This is a genomic window from Burkholderia sp. B21-005 (genome assembly GCF_020843965.1).
In the GTDB taxonomy this organism is placed as follows: domain Bacteria; phylum Pseudomonadota; class Gammaproteobacteria; order Burkholderiales; family Burkholderiaceae; genus Burkholderia; species Burkholderia ambifaria.
Window position 1 is genome coordinate 456,791 of sequence record NZ_CP086301.1, and the last position, 23,318, is coordinate 480,108.

General features: G+C 62.7%; 18 protein-coding genes, 2 tRNA genes and 3 rRNA genes. 10 read left to right on the forward strand and 13 right to left on the reverse strand.

Annotated elements, in window-relative coordinates:
• Positions 1-3: 3 nt before the first annotated feature.
• From LMA02_RS02155 to trpE, 5 genes are read right to left on the reverse strand one after another with little or no spacing between them, the layout of a single operon-like run.
• On the reverse strand, positions 4-630 hold the full coding sequence (locus LMA02_RS02155) for a CYTH domain-containing protein (protein WP_228906710.1): 627 nt from the start codon (positions 628-630) through the stop codon (positions 4-6).
• Positions 630-1,415, reverse strand: a complete 786-nt coding sequence (trpC, locus tag LMA02_RS02160) for an indole-3-glycerol phosphate synthase TrpC (RefSeq protein ID WP_228906711.1) — start codon at positions 1,413-1,415, stop codon at positions 630-632. The genes LMA02_RS02155 and trpC overlap by 1 nt, the downstream gene beginning before the upstream one ends.
• Positions 1,416-1,444: 29 nt before the next feature.
• Positions 1,445-2,476: an anthranilate phosphoribosyltransferase gene (gene trpD, locus LMA02_RS02165; protein WP_011655871.1), complete on the reverse strand. Its 1,032-nt coding sequence runs from the start codon at positions 2,474-2,476 to the stop codon at positions 1,445-1,447.
• A 13-nt stretch (positions 2,477-2,489) separates the two neighbouring features.
• Entirely contained in the window at positions 2,490-3,089 is a 600-nt protein-coding gene (locus LMA02_RS02170; RefSeq protein ID WP_228906712.1) for an aminodeoxychorismate/anthranilate synthase component II, read from the reverse strand.
• Between the two features lie 13 nt (positions 3,090-3,102).
• Positions 3,103-4,596: an anthranilate synthase component I gene (gene trpE / locus LMA02_RS02175; protein WP_166722009.1), complete on the reverse strand. Its 1,494-nt coding sequence runs from the start codon at positions 4,594-4,596 to the stop codon at positions 3,103-3,105.
• Positions 4,597-4,624: 28 nt separating this feature from the next.
• Between trpE and LMA02_RS02180 the strand changes: the two genes are divergently transcribed.
• Positions 4,625-4,771, forward strand: coding sequence for a hypothetical protein (locus LMA02_RS02180; protein ID WP_164714804.1), 147 nt, complete (start codon positions 4,625-4,627; stop codon positions 4,769-4,771).
• Positions 4,772-4,954: 183 nt separating this feature from the next.
• Here LMA02_RS02180 and LMA02_RS02185 read toward each other — a convergent pair whose 3' ends face one another.
• Both LMA02_RS02185 and rpe read right to left on the reverse strand, forming a co-directional pair.
• Entirely contained in the window at positions 4,955-5,710 is a 756-nt protein-coding gene (locus LMA02_RS02185; RefSeq protein WP_228906713.1) for a phosphoglycolate phosphatase, read from the reverse strand.
• A gap of 4 nt (positions 5,711-5,714) precedes the next feature.
• A complete protein-coding gene (gene rpe / locus LMA02_RS02190) occupies positions 5,715-6,401 on the reverse strand; it encodes a ribulose-phosphate 3-epimerase (RefSeq protein WP_006752695.1) in 687 nt (228 codons plus the stop codon).
• A gap of 177 nt (positions 6,402-6,578) precedes the next feature.
• Between rpe and apaG the strand changes: the two genes are divergently transcribed.
• On the forward strand, positions 6,579-6,953 hold the full coding sequence (apaG, locus tag LMA02_RS02195; RefSeq protein WP_166722007.1) for a Co2+/Mg2+ efflux protein ApaG: 375 nt from the start codon (positions 6,579-6,581) through the stop codon (positions 6,951-6,953).
• Between the two features lie 14 nt (positions 6,954-6,967).
• Here apaG and LMA02_RS02200 read toward each other — a convergent pair whose 3' ends face one another.
• Positions 6,968-7,111 (reverse strand): hypothetical protein, encoded by a 144-nt coding sequence (locus LMA02_RS02200; RefSeq protein WP_006758475.1) that lies wholly within the window; start codon positions 7,109-7,111, stop codon positions 6,968-6,970.
• A gap of 28 nt (positions 7,112-7,139) precedes the next feature.
• Here LMA02_RS02200 and LMA02_RS02205 point away from each other — a divergent pair, with 28 nt between their 5' ends.
• Positions 7,140-8,264: a murein transglycosylase A gene (locus tag LMA02_RS02205; RefSeq protein ID WP_228906714.1), complete on the forward strand. Its 1,125-nt coding sequence runs from the start codon at positions 7,140-7,142 to the stop codon at positions 8,262-8,264.
• Positions 8,265-8,396: 132 nt separating this feature from the next.
• Here the strand turns inward: LMA02_RS02205 and paaK are convergent, their stop codons facing one another.
• The 5 genes from paaK to paaN all read right to left on the reverse strand — a co-directional run bounded on the left by paaK (position 8,397) and on the right by paaN (position 14,021).
• Entirely contained in the window at positions 8,397-9,695 is a 1,299-nt protein-coding gene (paaK, locus tag LMA02_RS02210; RefSeq protein ID WP_228906715.1) for a phenylacetate--CoA ligase PaaK, read from the reverse strand.
• Between the two features lie 38 nt (positions 9,696-9,733).
• Positions 9,734-10,186 carry a hydroxyphenylacetyl-CoA thioesterase PaaI gene (gene paaI / locus LMA02_RS02215; protein ID WP_228906717.1) on the reverse strand — a complete coding sequence of 151 codons (453 nt, stop codon included), beginning with the start codon at positions 10,184-10,186 and terminating at the stop codon, positions 9,734-9,736.
• A gap of 1 nt (position 10,187) precedes the next feature.
• Positions 10,188-10,979, reverse strand: a complete 792-nt coding sequence (paaG, locus tag LMA02_RS02220) for a 2-(1,2-epoxy-1,2-dihydrophenyl)acetyl-CoA isomerase PaaG (RefSeq protein ID WP_228906719.1) — start codon at positions 10,977-10,979, stop codon at positions 10,188-10,190.
• Positions 10,980-11,024: 45 nt separating this feature from the next.
• Positions 11,025-12,227: a 3-oxoadipyl-CoA thiolase gene (gene pcaF, locus LMA02_RS02225; protein WP_228906721.1), complete on the reverse strand. Its 1,203-nt coding sequence runs from the start codon at positions 12,225-12,227 to the stop codon at positions 11,025-11,027.
• Between the two features lie 87 nt (positions 12,228-12,314).
• Positions 12,315-14,021, reverse strand: a complete 1,707-nt coding sequence (gene paaN / locus LMA02_RS02230) for a phenylacetic acid degradation protein PaaN (RefSeq protein WP_228906723.1) — start codon at positions 14,019-14,021, stop codon at positions 12,315-12,317.
• Positions 14,022-14,150: 129 nt separating this feature from the next.
• Here paaN and LMA02_RS02235 point away from each other — a divergent pair, with 129 nt between their 5' ends.
• From LMA02_RS02235 to LMA02_RS02265, 7 genes are all read left to right on the forward strand, one after another.
• Positions 14,151-14,927, forward strand: a complete 777-nt coding sequence (locus tag LMA02_RS02235; protein ID WP_006762438.1) for an enoyl-CoA hydratase — start codon at positions 14,151-14,153, stop codon at positions 14,925-14,927.
• 546 nt (positions 14,928-15,473) lie between these two features.
• A 16S ribosomal RNA gene (locus tag LMA02_RS02240) occupies positions 15,474-17,006 on the forward strand.
• Positions 17,007-17,068: 62 nt separating this feature from the next.
• A tRNA-Ile gene (locus tag LMA02_RS02245) sits at positions 17,069-17,145 on the forward strand.
• A gap of 86 nt (positions 17,146-17,231) precedes the next feature.
• Positions 17,232-17,307: transfer RNA gene (locus tag LMA02_RS02250), tRNA-Ala, on the forward strand.
• Positions 17,308-17,591: 284 nt separating this feature from the next.
• Positions 17,592-20,473 (forward strand): 23S ribosomal RNA (locus tag LMA02_RS02255).
• Positions 20,474-20,603: 130 nt separating this feature from the next.
• A 5S ribosomal RNA gene (gene rrf / locus LMA02_RS02260) occupies positions 20,604-20,716 on the forward strand.
• The 16S, 23S and 5S rRNA genes sit together here with 2 tRNA genes alongside, the layout of an rRNA operon.
• A 472-nt stretch (positions 20,717-21,188) precedes the next feature.
• Positions 21,189-23,264 carry a molybdopterin-containing oxidoreductase family protein gene (locus tag LMA02_RS02265; protein WP_228906725.1) on the forward strand — a complete coding sequence of 692 codons (2,076 nt, stop codon included), beginning with the start codon at positions 21,189-21,191 and terminating at the stop codon, positions 23,262-23,264.
• The last annotated feature ends 54 nt before the right edge of the window (positions 23,265-23,318 follow it).

The window sequence follows — 23,318 nt, forward strand, 5'->3', positions numbered from 1 at the left end:
TGTTTATTGCGCGCGCAGCCGATAGCCGCGCTGCGCCTTGCTGATGTTTTCGGGGGCGAGGCCCGGCAGCGCCTGCTGCAGTTCGGCGGCGAGCGTCGCGAGCGCCGCTTCCGGGCCGTCGATCAGTTCGAGTTCGATTTCGCTGATCGGTTCGCGGCGCGTATCGTTTTCCGTCTGGACGACGATCTCGCCGACGTCGACCGCGGCCTCGACGGTTGCACCGCCGATTGCGATGCGCCACAGCGTACGCGAAAAATCCGTCCGGAACAGCGCATGCAGCGCCGGCGCCGCGTCGCGCAGTGCGGCGGCAGCGTTCGGCACGTCGCACGCGGCGACGAGCGCATCGATTTCGAGCGCATCGCCGGCAACGGGCAACTCCCATTCGTGGCGACTATGCAGGCCGTCTTGCGCGCTGCCGACCGTCTTGAAGGTCTGCAGCCAGCCATGCGGCGTGCGGCGCACGCGCACCGCGCTCTTCGAACGGGCCAGCGCGAGATCGGGCGTGTCGTAGTAGACGTTCGCGAGCGTGATGACGTCGCCGTCTTCGCCGGTCAGCGTCGCGAAAAAGCGCCGCGCGGCATCGGCCTGACCGGCCGGCAGCGCGAGCTTGATTTCCGTTTCGATCGCCATCAGAAGAACATCCGCGCGAGTTCCTCGCCCGGCTGGTCGGCGCGCATGAACGCTTCGCCGACGAGGAACGCGTTCACGTTCGCCGCGCGCATCGTGTCGACGTCGGTGCGCGACAGGATGCCGGACTCGGTCACGACCATCCGTTCCGGCGGAATCATGTCGAGCATGTCGAGCGTGGTCTGGATCGTCGTCTCGAATGTGCGCAGGTTGCGGTTGTTGATGCCGAGCAGCGGTGTCTTCAGCGTCAGCGCCTGTTCCATCTCGTCGCGGTCGTGGACTTCGACCAGCACCGCAAGGCCGAGCGAGTGCGCATACGCCTCGAGGTCCTGCATCAGCGGCGTGTCGAGCGCGGCCGCGATCAGGAGGATCGCGTCGGCGCCCATCGCGCGCGCTTCGAGGATCTGGTACGCGTCGACGATGAAGTCCTTGCGCAGCACCGGCAGCGTGCAGGCCGCGCGCGCTTCCTCGAGGTAGCGGACGCTGCCCTGGAAGAACTGCTCGTCGGTCAGCACCGACAGGCACGCGGCGCCGTGGGCCGCATACGAGCGCGCGATGTCGGCCGGCACGAAATGCTCGCGCAGCACGCCCTTCGACGGGCTCGCCTTCTTCACTTCGGCGATCACTGCCGCGTTGCCGGCCGCTTGCTTCGCGCGCAGTGCGCCGACGAAGTCGCGCAGGTCGCGCGCCGATGCGTCCAGTTTCAGTGCCTCGAGCGGCGTGCTGCGCATGGCCGCCGCGACTTCTTCGCGCTTGACGGCGATGATTCGGTCGAGAATGTCGCTCATGTGGGTTCCTGCTTGATTCGTAAGGGGAGTCAGCGCTTGAACTGCTGCGTGAAGCGCACGAGTTCGTCGACCTTCGCGCGCGCCTTGCCGCTCGCGATCGCTTCGCGGGCGAGCTGGATGCCGTCCGCGATCGATTCGGCGATATTGGCCGCGTAGAGCGCGGTGCCTGCGTTCAGCGTGACGATTTCGCGCGCGACGCCCGGCTGGTTGTCCAGCGCGCCGAGCAGCATCGTGCGCGATTCCTCGGCATTTTCCACCTTCAGCGTGCGGTTCGACACCATCTGCAGGCCGAAGTCCTCCGGATGGATCTCGTATTCGTGCACCTTGCCGTCGCGCAATTCGCCGACGAGCGTCGCGGCGCCGAGCGACACTTCATCCATCCCGTCCTTGCCGTACACGACCAGCACGTGCTGCGCGCCCAGACGCTGCATCACGCGCACCTGGATGCCGACGAGGTCGGGGTGGAACACGCCCATCAGCTGGTTCGGCGCGCCGGCCGGATTGGTCAGCGGGCCGAGAATGTTGAAGATCGTCCGCACGCCCAGCTCGCGGCGCACGGCCGCGATGTTCTTCATCGCCGGGTGGTGGTTCGGCGCGAACATGAAGCCCATCCCGGTTTCGGCGATCGACGCGGCAACCTGGTCGGGCTGCAGGTCGATGTTCACGCCGAGCGCGTCGAGCACGTCGGCGCTGCCGGACTTGCTCGACACGCCGCGGTTGCCGTGCTTCGCGACCTTCGCGCCGGCCGCTGCCGCGATGAACATCGACGCGGTCGAGATGTTGAACGTGTGCGAGCCGTCACCGCCCGTGCCGACGATGTCGACGAAGTTCGAGTTGTCCTGCACCTCGACGTGATTCGCGAATTCGCGCATCACGGTCGCGGCGGCGGCGATCTCGCCGATCGTCTCCTTCTTCACGCGCAGCCCGGTGATGATCGCGGCCGCCATCACGGGCGACATGTCGCCGCGCATGATGAGCCGCATCAGGTGCAGCATCTCGTCGTGGAAGATTTCGCGGTGCTCGATCGTGCGCTGCAGCGCTTCCTGCGGGGTAATCGTCATCGTGCGTCTCCCGTCAGGCGGCCGGCGCGGTCGCGTGGGCCGCCGCGCGATTCTGCTTCAGGAAATTCTCGAGCAGCGCATGGCCGTGCTCGGAGAGGATCGATTCCGGGTGGAACTGCACGCCTTCGATCGGCAGCGTCTTGTGACGCACGCCCATGATCTCGCCGTCGTCGGTCCACGCGGACACCTCGAGGCAGTCGGGCAGCGACTCGCGTTCGATCGCGAGCGAGTGGTAGCGCGTGACGTCGAAATGCTTCGGCAGGTCGGCGAACACGCCGCGGCAGTCGGTTTCGATCCGGCTCACCTTGCCGTGCATGATGGTCTTCGCGCGCACCACGCGGCCGCCGAACGCTTCGCCGATCGCCTGGTGGCCGAGGCAGACGCCGAGAATCGGCTTCTTGCCCGCGAATTCGCGCAGCACGTCGAGCGTGATGCCCGCGTGTTGCGGGTTGCTCGGGCCGGGCGACAGGCAGAGGGTGTCGGGATTCAGGCGCGCGATGTCGTCGAGCGTGATTTCGTCGTTGCGGTACGTGTGCACGTCCTCGCCCAGTTCGCCGAAGTACTGGACCAGGTTGTAGGTGAACGAGTCGTAGTTGTCGATCATGAGCAGCATGGTCAGTCTCCGGTCAGAAGTCGCTATCGAGGCCGTCCTGGACCTGTTCGGCCGCACGCAGCACCGCGCGCGCCTTGTTTTCGGTCTCTTGCCATTCGGATTCGGGCACCGAGTCGGCGACGACGCCGGCCGCCGCCTGCACATACAGGTTGCCGTTGTGGATCAGGCCCGTGCGGATCGCGATCGCGAGATCCATTTCGCCCGAGAACGACAGGTAGCCGACGGCGCCGCCGTACAGCCCGCGCTTGACCGGCTCGAGCTCGTCGATCAGTTCCATCGCGCGCACCTTCGGCGCGCCGGACAGCGTGCCGGCCGGGAACGTCGCGCGCAGCACGTCGTAGTTCGTCATGCCGGGCTTCAGCTTGCCTTCGACCGAGCTGACGATGTGCTGCACGTGCGAGTACTTCTCGATCACCATCTTGTCGGTGACCTGCACCGAGCCGATCTGCGCGATGCGGCCGACGTCGTTGCGCGCGAGGTCGATCAGCATCACGTGCTCGGCGATTTCCTTCGGATCGTTCAGCAGTTCGGTCGCGAGTTCCGCGTCGCGTTCGGGCGTGTTGCCGCGCGGGCGCGTGCCGGCGAGCGGACGGATCGTGACGATCTGGTCTTCGCCGCGCTTTTCCTGGCGCACCAGGATTTCCGGCGACGCGCCGACCACGTGGAAATCGCCGAAGTTGTAGTAATACATGTACGGCGACGGATTCAGCGAGCGCAGCGCGCGATACAGCGATAGCGGATTGTCGCGGTACGGCTTCGTCAGCCGCTGGCCAACCTGGATCTGCATCAGTTCGCCGGCCGCGATGTATTCCTTCGCCTGGCGCACGGCGGCCAGATAGTCTTCCTTCTTGAATTCGCGGAACGTCTCGGTGCGCACGCTCGCCGACGTGACGGGCGGCTGCACGGTCGTGCGCAGGCGCTGCTTCAGCTCGCGCAGGCGTTGCTTCGCCTTCGTATAAGCCTCGGGCTGGGCCGGATCCGCATAGATGATCAGGTAGAGCTTGCCGGCGAGGTTGTCGATCACCGCGACTTCTTCGGTGAGCAGCAGCTGGATGTCGGGCAGGCCGAGATCGTCGCGCGGCGCGGTGTTCGCGAGCTTCTTCTCGATGTAGCGCACCGCGTCGTAGCCGAAATAGCCGGCAAGGCCGCCGCAGAAGCGCGGCAGGCCCGGGCGCTGCGCGACCTTGAAGCGCGCCTGGAACGACTCGATGAATTCGAACGGGTCGCCGTCGTGCGTCTCGACGACCTGGCCGTCGCGCACCACTTCGGACACACCGTTGCGGGTGCGTACCAGCGTGCGTGCAGGCAGGCCGATGAACGAATAGCGGCCGAAGCGTTCGCCGCCGACCACCGACTCGAGCAGGAACGAGTTGGCGCCCGCACGTTCAGGCTGGGCCAGCTTCAGGTAGAGGGACAGCGGTGTTTCGAGGTCGGCGAGCGCTTCCGCGATCAGCGGGATACGGTTGTAGCCTTCGTTCGCGAGCGATTGGAATTCGAGTTCGGTCATGTTCCGGTCCTGTTCGGGACGAGCGGCGGTGTGCGCCAGGGATCACTTGACGCTGCGCGGGCTGCCGTCGGCGAAAGGGCGGTCGATCGAGAAGTGCCTGTTGCCGGCCGGCATTCCGGGCGTGAGCGTCGCGAGCCTGCGGCCGATCCTGAACGCAAGCGTTCGGGCGCGGTAGAACTCGAGGTGGTGCGACGATCGGCGCGCGGATGCGCAGCGAGATAAAAAACGGCGCTGAAGACGTGCCTCAGCGTACCTCATCGAAGAGGTTAGCGCGACCAGCGACGCCAGGGCCAGGCTCCCCGGTCGATGCTGCTCAGACTCCGTTTTTTATTCAGAAACATGCGGATGGAAGAAATAATCAGATGGTTGGCCGGCCGGCGTTGTGCGCGGCGATCGCGCGTGCTGCGACCAGCAACGAATCGACTATACCATCCGAATTTATCGTTTGTATAGCCTTGCCGTGGTTGTACCCGTACGGCACCGTCAGCGTCGCCATGCCGGCCGCACGGCCCGCCAGCGCGTCGTTTTCCGAGTCGCCGATCGCGACCGCCGCGTCCGGCGCGACGCCGAGCGCGTCGCAGGCCGTCAGCATCGGCAGTGGATCAGGCTTCTTGCGCGCGACGCTGTCGCCGCCGAGCACGATGCCGAAGCGATCGATCAGCCCGTATTGCTCGAGCAGCTCGACCGCGAAGCGGTGCGGCTTGTTCGTCACGCACGCGAGCCGGATGCCGGCCTCGTGCAACGCATCGAGACCGGCCGCGACCTCGGGATAGAGGCGCGTGTGACGGCCGTTGATCTTTGCGTACTCGGTCTGGTAGATCGCGAGCGCGTCGTCGAAGCGCGCGTGCGCTTCGTCGGGCGTGAAGCGCGGCTTCAGCACGCTCTGGATCAGATGCTCGGAGCCCTTGCCGACGTAGCCGATCACCTCGTCGCGGGACGTGGCCGGCGCGCCGAGCTGCGCGAGCATGCCGTTCAGCCCGGCCGTGAAATCGTCGGCCGTATCGACCATCGTGCCGTCGAGGTCGATCAGCGCCGCGTCGATGCGCGGCGCCGCGAAACGGATCGGGCCGTCGGCTTCGGCCGGTGCCCGACCCGCCAGCGAGGAATCGGCCACGGCGTCAGCTCCGCTCGACGGTGGCGAGCGCGGCGCGCATCTCGTCGATCACCGTGCGGTAGTCGGGCTTGCCGAAGATCGCCGAACCCGCGACGAAGGTGTCCGCGCCGGCTGCCGCGATTTCCGCGATGTTGTCGGCCTTCACCCCGCCGTCCACCTCGAGCAGGATCTCGCGGCCGGTGCGCTCGGTGTACGCGTCGATGCGGGCACGCGCTTCACGCAGCTTGTTCAGCGTTTCCGGAATGAACGACTGGCCGCCGAAACCGGGGTTCACCGACATCAGCAGCACGAAGTCGAGGCGGTCCATCACGTGGTCGAGATAGTTCAGCGGCGTGGCCGGATTGAACACGAGGCCGGCCTTGCAGCCGTGATCGCGGATCAGCGACAGCGTACGGTCGATGTGGTCCGAGCCTTCCGGGTGGAAGCTGATCAGGTTCGCGCCGGCTTTCGCGAAATCGGGCACGATCCGGTCGACCGGGCGCACCATCAGGTGCACGTCGATCGGCACCTGCACGTGCGGGCGGATCGCCTCGCAGACGAGCGGGCCGATCGTCAGGTTCGGCACATAATGGTTGTCCATCACGTCGAAGTGAATCCAGTCGGCGCCGGCGGCGACCACGTTGCGGACTTCTTCGCCGAGCCGTGCAAAGTCGGCCGACAGGATGCTGGGAGCGATGCGGAATTGAGTCATGACAGGGGAGCGGGGACGCTGCGGCGCAAAACCGCCATTCTACCGTCCGGCGACCCGGTGCGCGGCGACAGGCCGTGCGGTTGCGGCCCGATTCCGCATAGAATGCCGAACCAATGCGGCGCGCCCGCGGCCTGGCCGCTCGAGTTGGCGCGGGTGCTTACCTACAGCGGAAACATCATGAGTCAGTATCAGTTCACCGTTTCGGTGAAAACCAGCTACTTGCCGGAACAATCCGACCCCGATCGGCGTCAATACGCATTCGCGTACACGCTGACCATCCGCAATACCGGGCAGGTCGCGGCGCAGCTGATCGCGCGTCACTGGATCATCACGGACAGCGAGAACCACGTGCAGGAAGTGAAGGGGCTCGGCGTCGTCGGGCACCAGCCGCTGCTGCAGCCGGGCGAACACTTCGAATACACGAGCTGGGCCGTGATCGCGACGCCGGTCGGCACGATGCGCGGCGCGTACTTCTGCGTGGCGGAGGACGGCGAGCGGTTCGATGCGCCGGTCGACGAATTTGCGCTGCACATGCCGCGCACGCTGCATTGAGCGTGCGGGGGCGGTCAGCGCGGCTGGCGGTCGTTGCCGCGGGCGTGCTTCTTCCTGCCCGACGACGTCCACACGACGATGAAGATCAGCAGGGCGAGCGCTACGAAAGCTTCGAGCGCGAAGATGAGCATCGGATATTGGTCGAGAAAATCTGACATGGCGGTTTCCATCAAGAACGGACATTGTATGTGGTTTGGGCCCCGGCTGGCCGGCTGGGTTGCGGCGGCCGCGACGGCCGCACTGCTTGCCGCGTGCGGCGGCGCGCCGACGCGGACGTCGACGCTCAAGCCGCCGACCGGCGCGGCGATCGTGCCGGGGCAGGTCGCCGCGAAGCGGCTGACGCCGGTCGCATGGCAGCAGGTGCCGGGCTGGCAGGACGATTCGCTGATTGGCGCGGCGGCCGCGCTGCGGCAGAACTGCGTGCGGCTCGCGCGCCAGCCGGCGTGGCAGCGCGCCTGCGCGGCCGCCGATCGCCTCGACGAACTCGACGTCAGCGGCGCGCGTGCATTTTTCGAAACGTATTTCACGCCGTTTCAGCTGGCGAACACCGACGGCACGCTCGACGGGCTCGTGACCGGCTATTACGAGCCGCTGCTGCATGGCTCACGCGTGCGTCGCGGTCCTTACCAGTACGCGCTGTACCGCTGGCCGACAGGCTATCGCGCCGGTGCAGCACTGCCCGCTCGCGCGCAGCTCGAGCGCGCCGGCATCCTGAACGGCAACGAACTCGTGTGGGTCGACGATCCGATCGAGGCGTTCTTCCTGCAGGTGCAGGGTTCGGGACGCGTGCTGCTCGACGACGGTTCGGTGATGCGGGTCGGTTTCGGCGGGACCAACAACCAGCCGTATCGTTCGATCGGCAAGTGGCTGCTCGATCGCGGCGAGTTGACGCCCGCACAGGCGACGATGCAGGGCATCAAGGCATGGGCGAAGGCGAACCCGACTCGCGTCGACGCGTTGCTCGACACGAATCCGCGATTCGTGTTCTTCCGTGACATGCCGACCAAGGAAGATGCGCCGCACGGCGGCGCGGACGGCCCGATCGGCGCGCTCGGCGTGCCGCTCACGCCCGAGCGGTCGATCGCGGTCGATCCGTCGTCGATCCCGCTCGGCACGCCCGTGTTCCTGCAGACCACGCGTCCTTTGACGAATACGCCGATGAACCGGCTCGTGTTCGCGCAGGATACGGGTTCCGCGATCCGGGGCGGCGTGCGGGCCGACTATTTCTGGGGGCTCGGCGACGACGCCGGCGATCAGGCCGGGCGGATGAAGCAGACCGGCCGGATGTGGCTGCTGTTCCCGAATTCGTGATGCGTGGCGGTGCCGGCGCGCACGTGTAGCCGGGCATCGAAACGAAACAGCCCGATCGGTTTGTTGGCCGGTCGGGCTGTTTTTTTGCGTGCGCGATTGCTGCTTCGCGTGGCGATGGGGCCGCGGCGGGTGTCAGCCCTTGCGCTTGTCGATCACGCGGCGAGCTTTGCCGACCGAGCGCTCGATCCCGTTCACGGGTAGCACGTTGATCACGGCCGTCACGCCGATCAGCGACTTGATGTCGTGCGCGAGCGCCTGCCTGGCCGCATGGATCGCCGCCGTGTCGGGGGCCGTTTCGGGACACGGTTCGACGTTGAGCGTCAGCACGTCGAGCGGCCCTTCCTTCGTCAGCACGATCTGATAGTGCGGCGCGAGCGCGTGTTGCTTCAGCAGCTGTTCCTCGATTTGCGTCGGGAAGACGTTGACACCCCGCACGATCATCATGTCGTCCGAACGCCCGGTGATTTTTTCCATTCGGCGCATCGTGCGCGCGGTTCCGGGCAGCAGACGCGTCAGGTCGCGCGTCCGGTAGCGGACGATCGGCAATGCTTCCTTCGTCAGCGACGTGAAGACCAGCTCGCCGAGTTCGCCGTCCGGCAGCACTTCACCGGTCTCGGGATCGATGATTTCCGGATAGAAGTAGTCTTCCCAGATGGTCGGGCCGTCCTTGGTCTCGACGCATTCCGATGCGACGCCCGGACCCATCACTTCGGACAGCCCGTAGATGTCGACCGCATCGATGCCCATTCGCTGCTCGATGGCCACGCGCATGTCGTTGGTCCACGGTTCCGCGCCGAAGATGCCGATGCGCAGCGAGCTTTGCGCGGGATCGAGGCCCTGGCGCTCGATCTCGTCGGCGATCGACAGCATGTAGCTCGGCGTCACCATGATGATGTCGGGCCGGAAATCCTGGATCAGCTGCACCTGCTTCTCGGTCTGGCCGCCGCCGAACGGGATCACCGTCAGCCCCGCGCGTTCGGCGCCGTAGTGCGCGCCGAGCCCGCCCGTGAACAGCCCGTAGCCGTAGCTGACGTGAACCTTGTCGCCGCGGCGCGCGCCGGCCGCGCGGATCGAGCGCGCGACGAGATTCGCCCACGTGTCGATGTCGCGCGCCGTATAGCCGACGACGGTCGGCTTGCCGGTCGTGCCCGACGACGCGTGAATGCGCGAGATCTGGTCCTGCGGCACCGCGAACATCCCGAACGGATAGTTGTCGCGCAGGTCGCTCTTGGTCGTGAACGGGAAGCGCGACAGATCCGCGAGCGTTTTCAGGTCGTCGGGATGCACGCCCGCTTCGTCGAATTTGCGGCGATAGACCGGGGAGTGCTCATACGCATGCCGGAGCGACCATTTCAGGCGTTCGAGTTGCAGCGCGGTCAGCTCGTCGCGTGAGGCGGTCTCGATTGGCTCGAGCGGTAGCGGGGTAGTCATGCGTGTCTCCAGTGATTGTTATGAGCGAGCCGTGGACGTCAGCGGTCTTCCGGGAGGACCGTGCCCTTGATCTGGGTCGATTTGCCGCGAAACATTGCGACCGTTTCGCCTGTCTGGTTCGTGACGCGGATGTCGTAGATGCCGTGCCGGCCGCTGCGCGTCTGTTCGATCGCCTCGGCCGTCAGCAGGTCATTGCCGTACACGGGACGCAGGTATTCGATCGAGCAGCCCGCCGCAACGGTATTCAGGTTGTACGAGTTGCACGCGAACGCAAACGTCGAATCGGCGAGGGTGAAGATGATGCCGCCGTGGCAGGTCTGGTGTCCGTTCAGGAATTCCGGCCGGACGCGCATCTGCAGGCGAGCGTAGCCGGCGCGTACTTCGGCGATTTCCATGCCGAACGCGCGGCTGCAGGCGTCCGCATCGTACATGGCCTGGGCCGTCGCACGGGCGAGCGCATCGGGGGCGAGCGTGTCGGTGGACGTGGTCATGTTAACGCCCCTCGAAGCGCGGCGCGCGCTTCTCGATGAACGCCTTGACGCCTTCCGCGTAGTCGGCCGACTGGCCGAGCTTGCGCTGCAGGTCGCGTTCGAGGTCGAGCTGCTGGTCGAGCGTATTCGTCATGCTGTCGCGCATCGACTGCTTGATCGATGCGATCGCGAGCGTCGGCTGCTGCGCGAGCTGGTTGGCGACCTGACGGGCCGACGCGGCGAGCGCATCGTCGTCGACCGCGCGCCAGATCAAGCCCCATTGTTCGGCCTGTTCGGCCCCGAGCTTGTCGCCGGTCAGGGCGAGCCCGAGCGCGCGGGCCATGCCGACGCGTTGCGGCAGGAACCAGGTGCCGCCCGAATCGGGTACGAGCCCGATCTTGACGAAGGCCTGGATGAAACTGCTCGAGCGCGCGGCAAATACGATGTCGCATGCGAGCGCGAGATTCGCACCGGCGCCGGCCGCCGTGCCGTTGACGGTGGCGATCACCGGAATCGGCATGCGTTGCAGGCGGCGGATCAGCGGATTGAAATACTCGTCGATCAGCGTGCCGAGGTCGGTGGACGCGCCTGGCGTGAAGTCGAGGTCGGCCAGGTCCTGGCCCGCGCAGAAGCCGCGCCCCGCACCCGTCAGGATCAGCGCACGCGCGCCGCTCGCCTCGACTTCATCGAGTGCCGACTGCAGTTCGCGGTGCATCGCCCGCGTGAAGCTGTTCAGCTTGTCCGGACGGTTGAGGGTGATCGCGGCCACGTGGGCAGCCTGATCGATATCCAGCTGGATCGCCTGATATGACATGCAGAGTCTCCTTCATGACTTCGTTATAGGCGCGCGGCGCGTCGGTTACACGCGTTCGATCGCGATCGCGATGCCCTGGCCGACGCCGATGCACATCGTACAGAGCGCAAAGCGGCCGCCCGTACGCTCGAGTTGGTGAAGCGCCGTGGTCACGAGCCGGGCACCCGATGCGCCGAGCGGATGGCCGAGCGCGATCGCACCACCGTTCGGGTTCACGCGCGGATCGTCGTCGGCGACACCGAGCATGCGCAGCACCGCGAGACCCTGCGAGGCGAACGCTTCGTTCAGCTCGATCACGTCGAACTGGTCGATCGTCATGCCGAGCTGGCGCAACAGTTTCTGCGTGGCTGGCGCCGGGCCGATACCCATCACGCGCGGCTCGACGCCGGCGCTCGCCATGCCGACGACACGCGCGCGGCGGCGCAGCCCATATTGATCGGCGGCTTCCGCGTTGGCGAGCAGCAGTGCGCATGCGCCGTCGTTGACGCCCGACGCGTTGCCGGCCGTCACCGAGCCGTCGGGACGCACGACACCCTTCAGCTTCGCGAGCGCTTCGAGCGACGTTTCGCGCGGATGCTCGTCGAGCGATACGACGAGCGCGTCGCCTTTTTTCTGCGCAATCGTGACCGGGACGATTTCAGCGGCGAGCGTGCCGTCCTGCTGCGCACGCGCGGCCTTCTGCTGGCTACGCAGCGCGAACAGATCCTGGTCGGCGCGGCTGATGTTGTAGTCGACCGCGACGTTCTCGGCCGTCTCGGGCATCGAATCGACGCCGTATTGCTGTTTCATCAGCGGATTGATGAAGCGCCAGCCGATCGTCGTGTCGAAAATGGCGGCCTGGCGCGCGAATGCGCTGGCGGCCTTGCCCATCACGAAAGGCGCACGCGTCATGCTTTCCACACCGCCCGCGATCATCAAGCGTGCCTCGCCCGCCTTGATCGCGCGCGCGGCCGTGCCGACGGCGTCCATGCCCGAGCCGCACAACCGGTTCAGCGTCGTGCCCGGCACGGCGGTCGGCAGGCCCGCGAGCAGCGCGGACATGCGCGCGACGTTGCGGTTGTCTTCGCCGGCCTGGTTCGCGCAGCCGTAGATCACGTCGTCGATCGCCGACCAGTCGACGTTCTGGTTGCGTTCGATCAGCGCCTTGAGCGGCACCGCGCCGAGATCGTCGGCACGAACGTCTTTCAGGGCGCCGCCGTAGCGGCCGATGGGGGTGCGAATCGCGTCGCAGATGTAGGCGTCGGTCATGGGTGTGTCGATGTGCAACGAACCCGCCGGGTGGCGGATTCGTTCATGGTAGGGAACGTGGCGGCGTTTGCACGTCGGCCATTCGGGTTATGCAGTCTGGCCGACTTCCGCGGGCACTGCCTTCGGCGCAACATGGACGCGGCTTTGCACCACGCGGAACCGATTGGCGACGAACGCCGGGTCGGCCAGCGCCGCGTTGGCGGCCGGGTTCGCACCGGTGCCGTGGAAGTCGGAGAACGCGGCCGACTGGTTGACGAACACACCACCCGTCAGGTTGATCGACAGCGCGACGCCGCCACGCACCGCCGCATCGTGCGCGGCGTCGAGGACCTTGTCGTCAGTGCTGCAGACGGAAAGCGTCAGCGCGCCATGCTCCGCGGCGATTTCGCCGGCGAGATCGAGCGACTGTGCGGTCGAGTCGGTCGCGATCACGAACGAGATCGGGCCGAACCACTCCTGCGTGAATTTCGCGCGGTCGGCCACGTCGAGCTGCAGCACCAGCGGCGTGCGCACGCGAGCGTCGGCGAACGCCGGGTGCTGGAGCGTCTGGCTGTCGGCGAGCACGCGGCCGAGCTTGCGGGCGTCGTCGATGCGCGCGGTCACGCCGTCGTTCTGGATCGCGCCGATCAGTTCGACCGAGCGAGCCGGGTCGCCGGTCAGCTTCTGCACGGACACGGCGATCGCCTGCGCGACTTCGTCGAAGCTCGCGTGGCCGTCCGCCGTCCGGATGCCGTCGCGCGGCACGTAGATGTTCTGCGGTGCGGTGCACATCTGGCCGGAGTACAGCGCCAGCGAGAACGCGATGTTCTTGGCCGCGGCCTTCAGGTCGTCGGTCGAGTCGATCACGATCTGATTGACGCCGGCCTTCTCCGTATACACCTGGGCCTGATGGGCATGGCGTTCGAGCCACGTGCCGTTTTGCGTGCTGCCCGTGAAGTCGATCAGCTTGATTTCAGGACGCAGCGCGAGGTTCTGGACGAGGGCGCCGTCGTTCGGCTCGGTTGCGAGGAGCGTGACGACGTTCGGATCGAAGCCGGCCTCGCGCAGCACGTCGCGGGCGATGCGAACCGTGACCGCGAGCGGCAGGATCGCACCCGGGTGGGGTTTGACGATCACCGTGTTGCCGGTCGCCAGGTCGGCGAACAGGCCGGGGTAGCCGTTCCAGGTCGGGAACGTGCAGCATCCGAGCACGAGGCCGGTGCCGCGCGGGACGATCGTATAGCGCTTGTGCATCGCGAGCGGCGGGTTCTTGCCTTGCGGCTTTTCCCAGTGCGCATCGGCGGGGATGCGACGCAGTTCGTCCCACGCATAGGCGACTGCTTCGAGTGCGCGATCCTGCGCATGCGGGCCGCCGGCCTGGAACGCCATCATGAACGCCTGGCCCGTGGTGTGCATCACGCTGTAGGCAATCTCGAAGCTTGCGCGGTTCAGCCGCGCGAGGATTTCGAGGCTGACGCCGATCCACGCGCTCGGGCCCGCTTCGCGCCATGCACGCTGGGCAGCGGCGGCCGCTGCAATCAGCTCGTCGGGCGTCGATTTCGGATAGCGGATGCCGAGTGCGATCCCGTACGGCGACTGCTCCGCGCCGACGGTTCCGCCGGACGCCGGCTGGTTGAGCACGAACGTGTTGCCGAGGTGTGCTTTGAACGCCGCTTCACCCTCGGCGTTGGCGCTTTCCCCGTACACTTTGGGACTTGGCATTTCCGCGAACGGGCTCCAGTACCCGCGGCTCTCGATGGCGGCGAGGGCGTGTTTCAGCGTGTCTTCGTGCTTCGTGAACAGTGCATGGGTCATGACGGCGGCCTGATGGACGTTGAGAGGAATTGGACCGATTAATTAACCGACCGGTTGGTCGGAGAATGGTAGCATCAAACTATTCGCGTGTGCGAGGCGTTTCTCATTTCATTGATCGAGGAGAAATAGATGTCTTACGAGAACATCCTGGTGGAGACCCGGGGTAGGGTCGGGCTGGTCACGCTCAACCGTCCGAAGGCGCTCAATGCGCTGAACGACGCGTTGATGGATGAATTGGGTGCTGCGCTGAAGGCGTTCGACGCGGACGACGAGATCGGCGCGATCGTCGTGACGGGGAGCGAAAAGGCGTTCGCGGCCGGGGCCGACATCGGCATGATGGCGACCTATTCCTATATGGATGTCTACCGCGGCGACTACATCACGCGTAACTGGGAGACCGTCCGCGAGATCCGCAAGCCGATCATTGCTGCCGTGGCGGGGTTCGCGCTCGGCGGCGGCTGCGAGCTTGCAATGATGTGCGACATCATCTTCGCGGCGGATACGGCCAAGTTCGGCCAGCCCGAAATCAAGCTGGGCGTGATGCCGGGTGCGGGTGGCACGCAGCGCCTGCCGCGCGCGGTGTCGAAGGCGAAGGCGATGGACATGTGCCTGACCGCGCGCTTCATGGATGCGGCCGAGGCGGAGCGGGCAGGGCTCGTGTCGCGCGTGCTGCCGGCCGACAAGTTGCTCGACGAAGCGATTGCCGCGGCGACGACGATCGCCGAGTTTTCGCTGCCGGCGGTCATGATGGTCAAGGAGTCGGTGAACCGTGCGTATGAGACGACGCTGGCCGAGGGCGTTCATTTCGAGCGTCGACTGTTCCATTCGCTGTTCGCGACCGAAGATCAGAAGGAAGGGATGGCGGCATTCGTCGAGAAGCGGAAGCCGGTATTCAAGAACCGCTGATTCGATGGCGACGGGTGTCGGTCGCCGGCATGATTTCCTGGTGCAACGAACCCCCAGCCCCCGTGCGCGGCAGCGCACGGGGGCTTTTTCAAAATATTTTCACAAAGGGGCTTGCGGAGACGGGGTGGGGTGCTAGATCACGCCTCTTTCGCGCTAACGGAAACGCGGCGCGGGAGGGAAGGGAAGCGGTGCTGTCGAGGGTAGGTTGTAGGAACCCCGGCGCACACGAAGTTGAACCCCCGCCGTCGCAACGAAGCAGTTCAGAAAGTTGTTGACGAGCGAAGAAAGACGGTTCATAATCTCGCTTCTCTGCTGCTGAAAACGCAGCGCTGCTGGGAAACAGAAGGTTTCTCGCAGAAATGCTCTTTAAAAATTAACAGCCGATAAGTGTGGGCGCTTGATGGAAGCGAGCTGATCCTCGGATCAGATAGCGAAAGTATCAAGAGTCTCACACTAAAGTAAGTCAGGTTTATGAAGCAATTCATATTCCTGTCAGCTTTGAGTGAGCGACCGGTTCTTAACCGAACCGAAAACAGTAACAGGTTTAAACTGAAGAGTTTGATCCTGGCTCAGATTGAACGCTGGCGGCATGCCTTACACATGCAAGTCGAACGGCAGCACGGGTGCTTGCACCTGGTGGCGAGTGGCGAACGGGTGAGTAATACATCGGAACATGTCCTGTAGTGGGGGATAGCCCGGCGAAAGCCGGATTAATACCGCATACGATCTACGGATGAAAGCGGGGGACCTTCGGGCCTCGCGCTATAGGGTTGGCCGATGGCTGATTAGCTAGTTGGTGGGGTAAAGGCCTACCAAGGCGACGATCAGTAGCTGGTCTGAGAGGACGACCAGCCACACTGGGACTGAGACACGGCCCAGACTCCTACGGGAGGCAGCAGTGGGGAATTTTGGACAATGGGCGAAAGCCTGATCCAGCAATGCCGCGTGTGTGAAGAAGGCCTTCGGGTTGTAAAGCACTTTTGTCCGGAAAGAAATCCTTGGTTCTAATATAACCGGGGGATGACGGTACCGGAAGAATAAGCACCGGCTAACTACGTGCCAGCAGCCGCGGTAATACGTAGGGTGCGAGCGTTAATCGGAATTACTGGGCGTAAAGCGTGCGCAGGCGGTTTGTTAAGACCGATGTGAAATCCCCGGGCTCAACCTGGGAACTGCATTGGTGACTGGCAAGCTAGAGTATGGCAGAGGGGGGTAGAATTCCACGTGTAGCAGTGAAATGCGTAGAGATGTGGAGGAATACCGATGGCGAAGGCAGCCCCCTGGGCCAATACTGACGCTCATGCACGAAAGCGTGGGGAGCAAACAGGATTAGATACCCTGGTAGTCCACGCCCTAAACGATGTCAACTAGTTGTTGGGGATTCATTTCCTTAGTAACGTAGCTAACGCGTGAAGTTGACCGCCTGGGGAGTACGGTCGCAAGATTAAAACTCAAAGGAATTGACGGGGACCCGCACAAGCGGTGGATGATGTGGATTAATTCGATGCAACGCGAAAAACCTTACCTACCCTTGACATGGTCGGAATCCTGCTGAGAGGTGGGAGTGCTCGAAAGAGAACCGGCGCACAGGTGCTGCATGGCTGTCGTCAGCTCGTGTCGTGAGATGTTGGGTTAAGTCCCGCAACGAGCGCAACCCTTGTCCTTAGTTGCTACGCAAGAGCACTCTAAGGAGACTGCCGGTGACAAACCGGAGGAAGGTGGGGATGACGTCAAGTCCTCATGGCCCTTATGGGTAGGGCTTCACACGTCATACAATGGTCGGAACAGAGGGTTGCCAACCCGCGAGGGGGAGCTAATCCCAGAAAACCGATCGTAGTCCGGATTGCACTCTGCAACTCGAGTGCATGAAGCTGGAATCGCTAGTAATCGCGGATCAGCATGCCGCGGTGAATACGTTCCCGGGTCTTGTACACACCGCCCGTCACACCATGGGAGTGGGTTTTACCAGAAGTGGCTAGTCTAACCGCAAGGAGGACGGTCACCACGGTAGGATTCATGACTGGGGTGAAGTCGTAACAAGGTAGCCGTATCGGAAGGTGCGGCTGGATCACCTCCTTTCCAGAGCTTCTCGCAAAGTTGAGCGCTCACGCTTATCGGCTGTAAATTAAAGACAGACTCAGGGGTCTGTAGCTCAGTCGGTTAGAGCACCGTCTTGATAAGGCGGGGGTCGTTGGTTCGAATCCAACCAGACCCACCATTGTCTGACGTGTCGGTGGTCGTTAGCGCTTCAGCGCTGACGAATACCTCTACCGCTAGGCTGAAACCTGAGATCTCTGTACACATGGGGGCATAGCTCAGCTGGGAGAGCACCTGCTTTGCAAGCAGGGGGTCGTCGGTTCGATCCCGTCTGCCTCCACCAATCACCAACGCTAAGGGCTTGGTTCAGACACTGAACCGAGAATTTTGCATTGGCGATTGAGCCAGTCAGAGTGATATGAGTAACACCATATCGGCTGTCGTTCTTTAACAATCTGGAAGAAGTAAGTAATTTGGATAGCGGAAGCGTCTATGAGATGGACGTGAAAGTTATCCGGGTTGTGATTGTATCGATGTATCTCAAGATGATTCGAACTCTATGTTTGACTCAATTGGAATACGGCACAACGCGAGAACTCAACCTGTAACGAGACAGACTCGTTATAGGGTCAAGCGAACAAGTGCATGTGGTGGATGCCTTGGCGATCACAGGCGATGAAGGACGCGGTAGCCTGCGAAAAGCTACGGGGAGCTGGCAAACGAGCTTTGATCCGTAGATGTCCGAATGGGGAAACCCACTCCTTTTGGAGTATCCATGGCTGAATACATAGGCCATGCGAAGCGAACGCGGTGAACTGAAACATCTAAGTAACCGCAGGAAAAGAAATCAACCGAGATTCCCAAAGTAGTGGCGAGCGAAATGGGATGAGCCTTGTACTCTTTATTTGTATTGTTAGCCGAACGCTCTGGAAAGTGCGGCCATAGCAGGTGATAGCCCTGTAGGCGAAAACAGTATGAAAGAACTAAGTGTACGACAAGTAGGGCGGGACACGTGAAATCCTGTCTGAAGATGGGGGGACCATCCTCCAAGGCTAAATACTCGTGATCGACCGATAGTGAACCAGTACCGTGAGGGAAAGGCGAAAAGAACCCCGGGAGGGGAGTGAAATAGATCCTGAAACCGCATGCATACAAACAGTCGGAGCCTCGTAAGGGGTGACGGCGTACCTTTTGTATAATGGGTCAGCGACTTACGTTCAGTAGCAAGCTTAACCGTATAGGGCAGGCGTAGCGAAAGCGAGTCCGAATAGGGCGTTCAGTTGCTGGGCGTAGACCCGAAACCAAGTGATCTATCCATGGCCAGGATGAAGGTGCGGTAACACGTACTGGAGGTCCGAACCCACTAACGTTGAAAAGTTAGGGGATGAGCTGTGGATAGGGGTGAAAGGCTAAACAAACTTGGAAATAGCTGGTTCTCTCCGAAAACTATTTAGGTAGTGCCTCGTGTCTCACCTTCGGGGGTAGAGCACTGTCATGGTTGGGGGGTCTATTGCAGATTACCCCGCCATAGCAAACTCCGAATACCGAAGAGTGCAATCACGGGAGACAGACATCGGGTGCTAACGTCCGGTGTCAAGAGGGAAACAACCCAGACCGCCAGCTAAGGTCCCCAAATATAGCTAAGTGGGAAACGAAGTGGGAAGGCTAAAACAGTCAGGAGGTTGGCTTAGAAGCAGCCACCCTTTAAAGAAAGCGTAATAGCTCACTGATCGAGTCGTCCTGCGCGGAAGATGTAACGGGGCTAAGCTATATACCGAAGCTGCGGATGCGTGCTTTGCACGCATGGTAGGAGAGCGTTCCGTAAGCCTGCGAAGGTGCGTTGAAAAGCGTGCTGGAGGTATCGGAAGTGCGAATGCTGACATGAGTAGCGATAAAGGGGGTGAAAGGCCCCCTCGCCGTAAGCCCAAGGTTTCCTACGCAACGTTCATCGGCGTAGGGTGAGTCGGCCCCTAAGGCGAGGCAGAAATGCGTAGCTGATGGGAAGCAGGTCAATATTCCTGCACCATTGTTAGATGCGATGGGGGGACGGATCGCGGAAGGTTGTCCGGGTGTTGGAAGTCCCGGTCGCTGCATTGGAGAAGGCACTTAGGCAAATCCGGGTGCGTAATTCAAGGGTGTGGCGCGAGCTCCTTAGGGAGCGAAGCAATTGGAAGTGGTTCCAAGAAAAGCCTCTAAGCTTCAGTCTAACGATGACCGTACCGCAAACCGACACAGGTGGGCGAGATGAGTATTCTAAGGCGCTTGAGAGAACTCGGGAGAAGGAACTCGGCAAATTGGTACCGTAACTTCGGGATAAGGTACGCCCTTGTAGCTTGATGCGCCTGCGCGCAGAGGGTGAAGGGGTTGCAATAAACTGGTGGCTGCGACTGTTTAATAAAAACACAGCACTCTGCAAACACGAAAGTGGACGTATAGGGTGTGACGCCTGCCCGGTGCCGGAAGATTAAATGATGGGGTGCAAGCTCTTGATTGAAGTCCCGGTAAACGGCGGCCGTAACTATAACGGTCCTAAGGTAGCGAAATTCCTTGTCGGGTAAGTTCCGACCTGCACGAATGGCGTAACGATGGCCACACTGTCTCCTCCCGAGACTCAGCGAAGTTGAAGTGTTTGTGATGATGCAATCTACCCGCGGCTAGACGGAAAGACCCCATGAACCTTTACTGTAGCTTTGCATTGGACTTTGAACCGATCTGTGTAGGATAGGTGGGAGGCTATGAAACCGGAACGCTAGTTTCGGTGGAGCCGTCCTTGAAATACCACCCTGGTTTGTTTGAGGTTCTAACCTTGGCCCGTGATCCGGGTCGGGGACAGTGCATGGTAGGCAGTTTGACTGGGGCGGTCTCCTCCCAAAGCGTAACGGAGGAGTACGAAGGTACGCTAGGTACGGTCGGAAATCGTGCTGATAGTGCAATGGCATAAGCGTGCTTAACTGCGAGACCGACAAGTCGAGCAGGTGCGAAAGCAGGTCATAGTGATCCGGTGGTTCTGTATGGAAGGGCCATCGCTCAACGGATAAAAGGTACTCTGGGGATAACAGGCTGATACCGCCCAAGAGTTCATATCGACGGCGGTGTTTGGCACCTCGATGTCGGCTCATCTCATCCTGGGGCTGTAGCCGGTCCCAAGGGTATGGCTGTTCGCCATTTAAAGAGGTACGTGAGCTGGGTTTAAAACGTCGTGAGACAGTTTGGTCCCTATCTGCCGTGGGCGTTGGATATTTGAAGGGGGCTGCTCCTAGTACGAGAGGACCGGAGTGGACGAACCTCTGGTGTACCGGTTGTCACGCCAGTGGCATCGCCGGGTAGCTATGTTCGGAAGAGATAACCGCTGAAAGCATCTAAGCGGGAAACTCGCCTTAAGATGAGATATCCCTGGGGACTAGATCCCCTTGAAGGGTCGTTCGAGACCAGGACGTTGATAGGTCAGGTGTGTAAGCGCAGTAATGCGTTCAGCTAACTGATACTAATTGCCCGTAAGGCTTGATCCTATAACAAGTCTGTTTCGCGCTAACAGAGCGCGTCGGACAAGTTGGATTCTCGTGTGTGATACACACAACTCAAAATTACTGCTTCTTCCCAGATTGGTCGCGTTGCGAAGCAACGTGACAACCCTCTTTGCCTGATGACCATAGCGAGTCGGTCCCACCCCTTCCCATCCCGAACAGGACCGTGAAACGACTCTACGCCGATGATAGTGCGGATTCCCGTGTGAAAGTAGGTAATCGTCAGGCTCCCTAAGCCAGAAACCCCCGCCCGAAAAGGCGGGGGTTTTTGCATTTCGGCGGCGGAAAAGAGCGGTGGCAGCGAGCGGGGCGCGGCGGCTCGGCGGGCCGGCCATGTCGGCCTCTCGAATGCAAATGCGCGGGGTATTCCGAGTGTGCTCAAGCAATCGGATTCCCCCTGTTGTCGCTCAAGTTGTAACGCCCACCCGCCAGATTCCGTCATCCTGATCAGTTCACGGGCCTATTCGTCTCTATCTCCGATCAAACCTGCGATCCGGGTCGACGTAGCGAAACCGCGATCAAGGTTGCTTCCGCACCCGTACCACCGCACCGGCCGTTCGAAGCCGCTCCACCGTCGATATTCACATCCTCCGTTACTGCTTTTCTCCAAAATAGACGGGAAATTCATACGAATTGACGTCTTATTCGGCCCGTCCACGTAAAATTTGCGAATCCTCTCTACCCAGATGCATTCGGAACGATGAACGCCGCCACTCAGATAGCTCGGGCCGTATGCCCACACGATTGTCCGGACACGTGCGCAATGCGCGTGACCGTCGAAAACGGCCGGGCGATCAAGGTCACGGGCGATCCCGGCCATCCGCCCACGCAAGGCGTGTTGTGTACGAAAGTCAGCCGATATGCAGACCGCGTTCATCATCCGGACCGTCTTACCGTTCCGCTCAAGCGCGTCGGCGCGAAGGGAGAAGGGCGTTTCGCGCCGATCAGCTGGAGCGAAGCGTTCGACGAGATTGGTCGCCGCCTCGGTGAAATCGCCGCGCGCGCGCCGGAGGCGATCGTGCCGTACAGCTATGCGGGAACGATGGGGCTTGTGCAGGGCGAAGGCATTGCGCAGCGGTTCTTCCACAAACTCGGCGCGTCGCGGCTCGAGCGGGCAATTTGCTCCGCGGCCGGCGCGGCAGGGCTGCGCTATACGTACGGCGGAAGCGTCGGCATGCATCTCGAGCATTTCGAGGAAAGCGAGCTGATCCTGATCTGGGGCGCCAATCCCATCGCATCGAGCCTGCATTTCTGGACCCGCGCGCAGGAAGCCAAGCGTCGCGGCGCCCGTCTGGTTGCGATCGATCCGTACCGCTCGCTCACGGCGGAGAAATGTCACCAGCACATCGCTTTGAAACCGGGCACCGATGGTGCGTTCGCGCTCGGGATGATGCATGTGCTGATTACCGAAGATCTGCTCGATCACGACTACATCGCGTGTCATACGCTTGGCTTCGATGCGCTCAAGGCGCGAGCCCTGTCCTATCCGCCGGAACGCGTCGCACGGATCTGCGGCATCGAAGCGTCGGAGCTGATCGAACTCGCACGTCGTTACGGCGCGACCCGCAAGGCAGCGATCCGCCTCAATTACGGCATGCAGCGCGTACGCGGCGGCGGCAATGCCGTGCGCGCGGTCGCGAGCCTGCCTGCGCTGACCGGCGCGTGGCGCGATCGGGCCGGCGGGTTGCTGCTGTCGTCGTCGGAATCGGCGCCGGTCAATCGGGCGGCGCTGCTGCGCCCCGATCTGATGCCCGGCTGGCCGCACAAGCTGCCGCGCATCATCAACATGAACGCGATCGGCGACGCGTTGCTGAATCCGGGCGATGCGGCTTTCGGGCCGAAAGTCGAAGCGGTGATTGTCTACAATTCGAATCCGGTCGCGGTCGCGCCCGACTCGTCGAAAGTAGCGGCGGGGTTCGCGCGAGAAGATCTGTTCACGGTCGTTCTCGAGCACTTCAAGACAGATACGGCCGATTTCGCCGACATTGTGTTGCCGGCCACGACCCAGCTCGAGCATCTCGACGTCCACAAGTCGTACGGCCACACCTATGTGATGGCGAATCTGCCGGCGATTCCACCGGTCGGCGACGCACGGCCGAACACTGAAATCTTTCGTGGCATTGCCCGCAGCATGGGGCTCGACGAGCCCGCGCTTTTCCACAGCGATGAAGAGGTCGCGCAGGCCGCGCTCCGTTGGGACGACCCGGCGCTCGACAGCAATTGGGATACGTTGAAGCGTGCCGGCTGGCTGAAGCTCAAGGTGGCGGACGCGCCTTTCGCGAATGGCGGCTTCCGTACGCCGTCCGGCAAATGCGAGTTCCATAGCGCGCGACTCGAACAGATGGGCATGGACCCGGTGCCCGATTACCTGCCGCCGTTCGAATCAGCGGAGGCCGCGCCCGAACTCGCCGCCCGCTATCCGCTCGCCATGATTTCGCCGCCTGCACGGCATTTCCTGAACAGCACGTTCGTCAACGTGGAGAGCCTGCGCAGCACGGAAGGCCAGCCGCATCTCGACTTGCACCCGGCCGACGCCGATGCGCGCGGCATCCGGGAGGGCGATGTCGTGCGCATCTTCAACGACCGCGGCTCGATGCAGGCGGTCGCGAGAGTGACCGATCGCGCGCGGGAGGGGCTCGTCGTCGGGCTGTCGATCTGGTGGAAGAAATTATCGGCGGATGGGCGCAATGCGAACGAAGTGACGAGCCAGGCGCTGACCGATCTCGGCAACTCGGCGACGTTTTACGATTGTCTCGTCGAAGTTGAGCGGATTTGACCGAACTTCGAGATATGATCAGACGAAATCATTCGAAAGTTGGAAGTGGGCATC

What these genes read in the sequence shown, in the direction of transcription:
- LMA02_RS02155 (WP_228906710.1), bottom strand. Translation starts at nt 630, where the DNA reads ATGGCGATCGAAACGGAAATCAAGCTCGCGCTGCCGGCCGGTCAGGCC.
- trpC (WP_228906711.1), bottom strand. Translation starts at nt 1,415, where the DNA reads ATGAGCGACATTCTCGACCGAATCATCGCCGTCAAGCGCGAAGAAGTC.
- trpD (WP_011655871.1), bottom strand. Translation starts at nt 2,476, where the DNA reads ATGACGATTACCCCGCAGGAAGCGCTGCAGCGCACGATCGAGCACCGC.
- LMA02_RS02170 (WP_228906712.1), bottom strand. Translation starts at nt 3,089, where the DNA reads ATGCTGCTCATGATCGACAACTACGACTCGTTCACCTACAACCTGGTC.
- trpE (WP_166722009.1), bottom strand. Translation starts at nt 4,596, where the DNA reads ATGACCGAACTCGAATTCCAATCGCTCGCGAACGAAGGCTACAACCGT.
- rpe (WP_006752695.1), bottom strand. Translation starts at nt 6,401, where the DNA reads ATGACTCAATTCCGCATCGCTCCCAGCATCCTGTCGGCCGACTTTGCA.
- apaG (WP_166722007.1), top strand. Translation starts at nt 6,579, where the DNA reads ATGAGTCAGTATCAGTTCACCGTTTCGGTGAAAACCAGCTACTTGCCG.
- LMA02_RS02200 (WP_006758475.1), bottom strand. Translation starts at nt 7,111, where the DNA reads ATGTCAGATTTTCTCGACCAATATCCGATGCTCATCTTCGCGCTCGAA.
- LMA02_RS02205 (WP_228906714.1), top strand. Translation starts at nt 7,140, where the DNA reads ATGTGGTTTGGGCCCCGGCTGGCCGGCTGGGTTGCGGCGGCCGCGACG.
- paaK (WP_228906715.1), bottom strand. Translation starts at nt 9,695, where the DNA reads ATGACTACCCCGCTACCGCTCGAGCCAATCGAGACCGCCTCACGCGAC.
- paaI (WP_228906717.1), bottom strand. Translation starts at nt 10,186, where the DNA reads ATGACCACGTCCACCGACACGCTCGCCCCCGATGCGCTCGCCCGTGCG.
- paaG (WP_228906719.1), bottom strand. Translation starts at nt 10,979, where the DNA reads ATGTCATATCAGGCGATCCAGCTGGATATCGATCAGGCTGCCCACGTG.
- pcaF (WP_228906721.1), bottom strand. Translation starts at nt 12,227, where the DNA reads ATGACCGACGCCTACATCTGCGACGCGATTCGCACCCCCATCGGCCGC.
- paaN (WP_228906723.1), bottom strand. Translation starts at nt 14,021, where the DNA reads ATGACCCATGCACTGTTCACGAAGCACGAAGACACGCTGAAACACGCC.
- LMA02_RS02235 (WP_006762438.1), top strand. Translation starts at nt 14,151, where the DNA reads ATGTCTTACGAGAACATCCTGGTGGAGACCCGGGGTAGGGTCGGGCTG.
- LMA02_RS02265 (WP_228906725.1), top strand. Translation starts at nt 21,189, where the DNA reads ATGAACGCCGCCACTCAGATAGCTCGGGCCGTATGCCCACACGATTGT.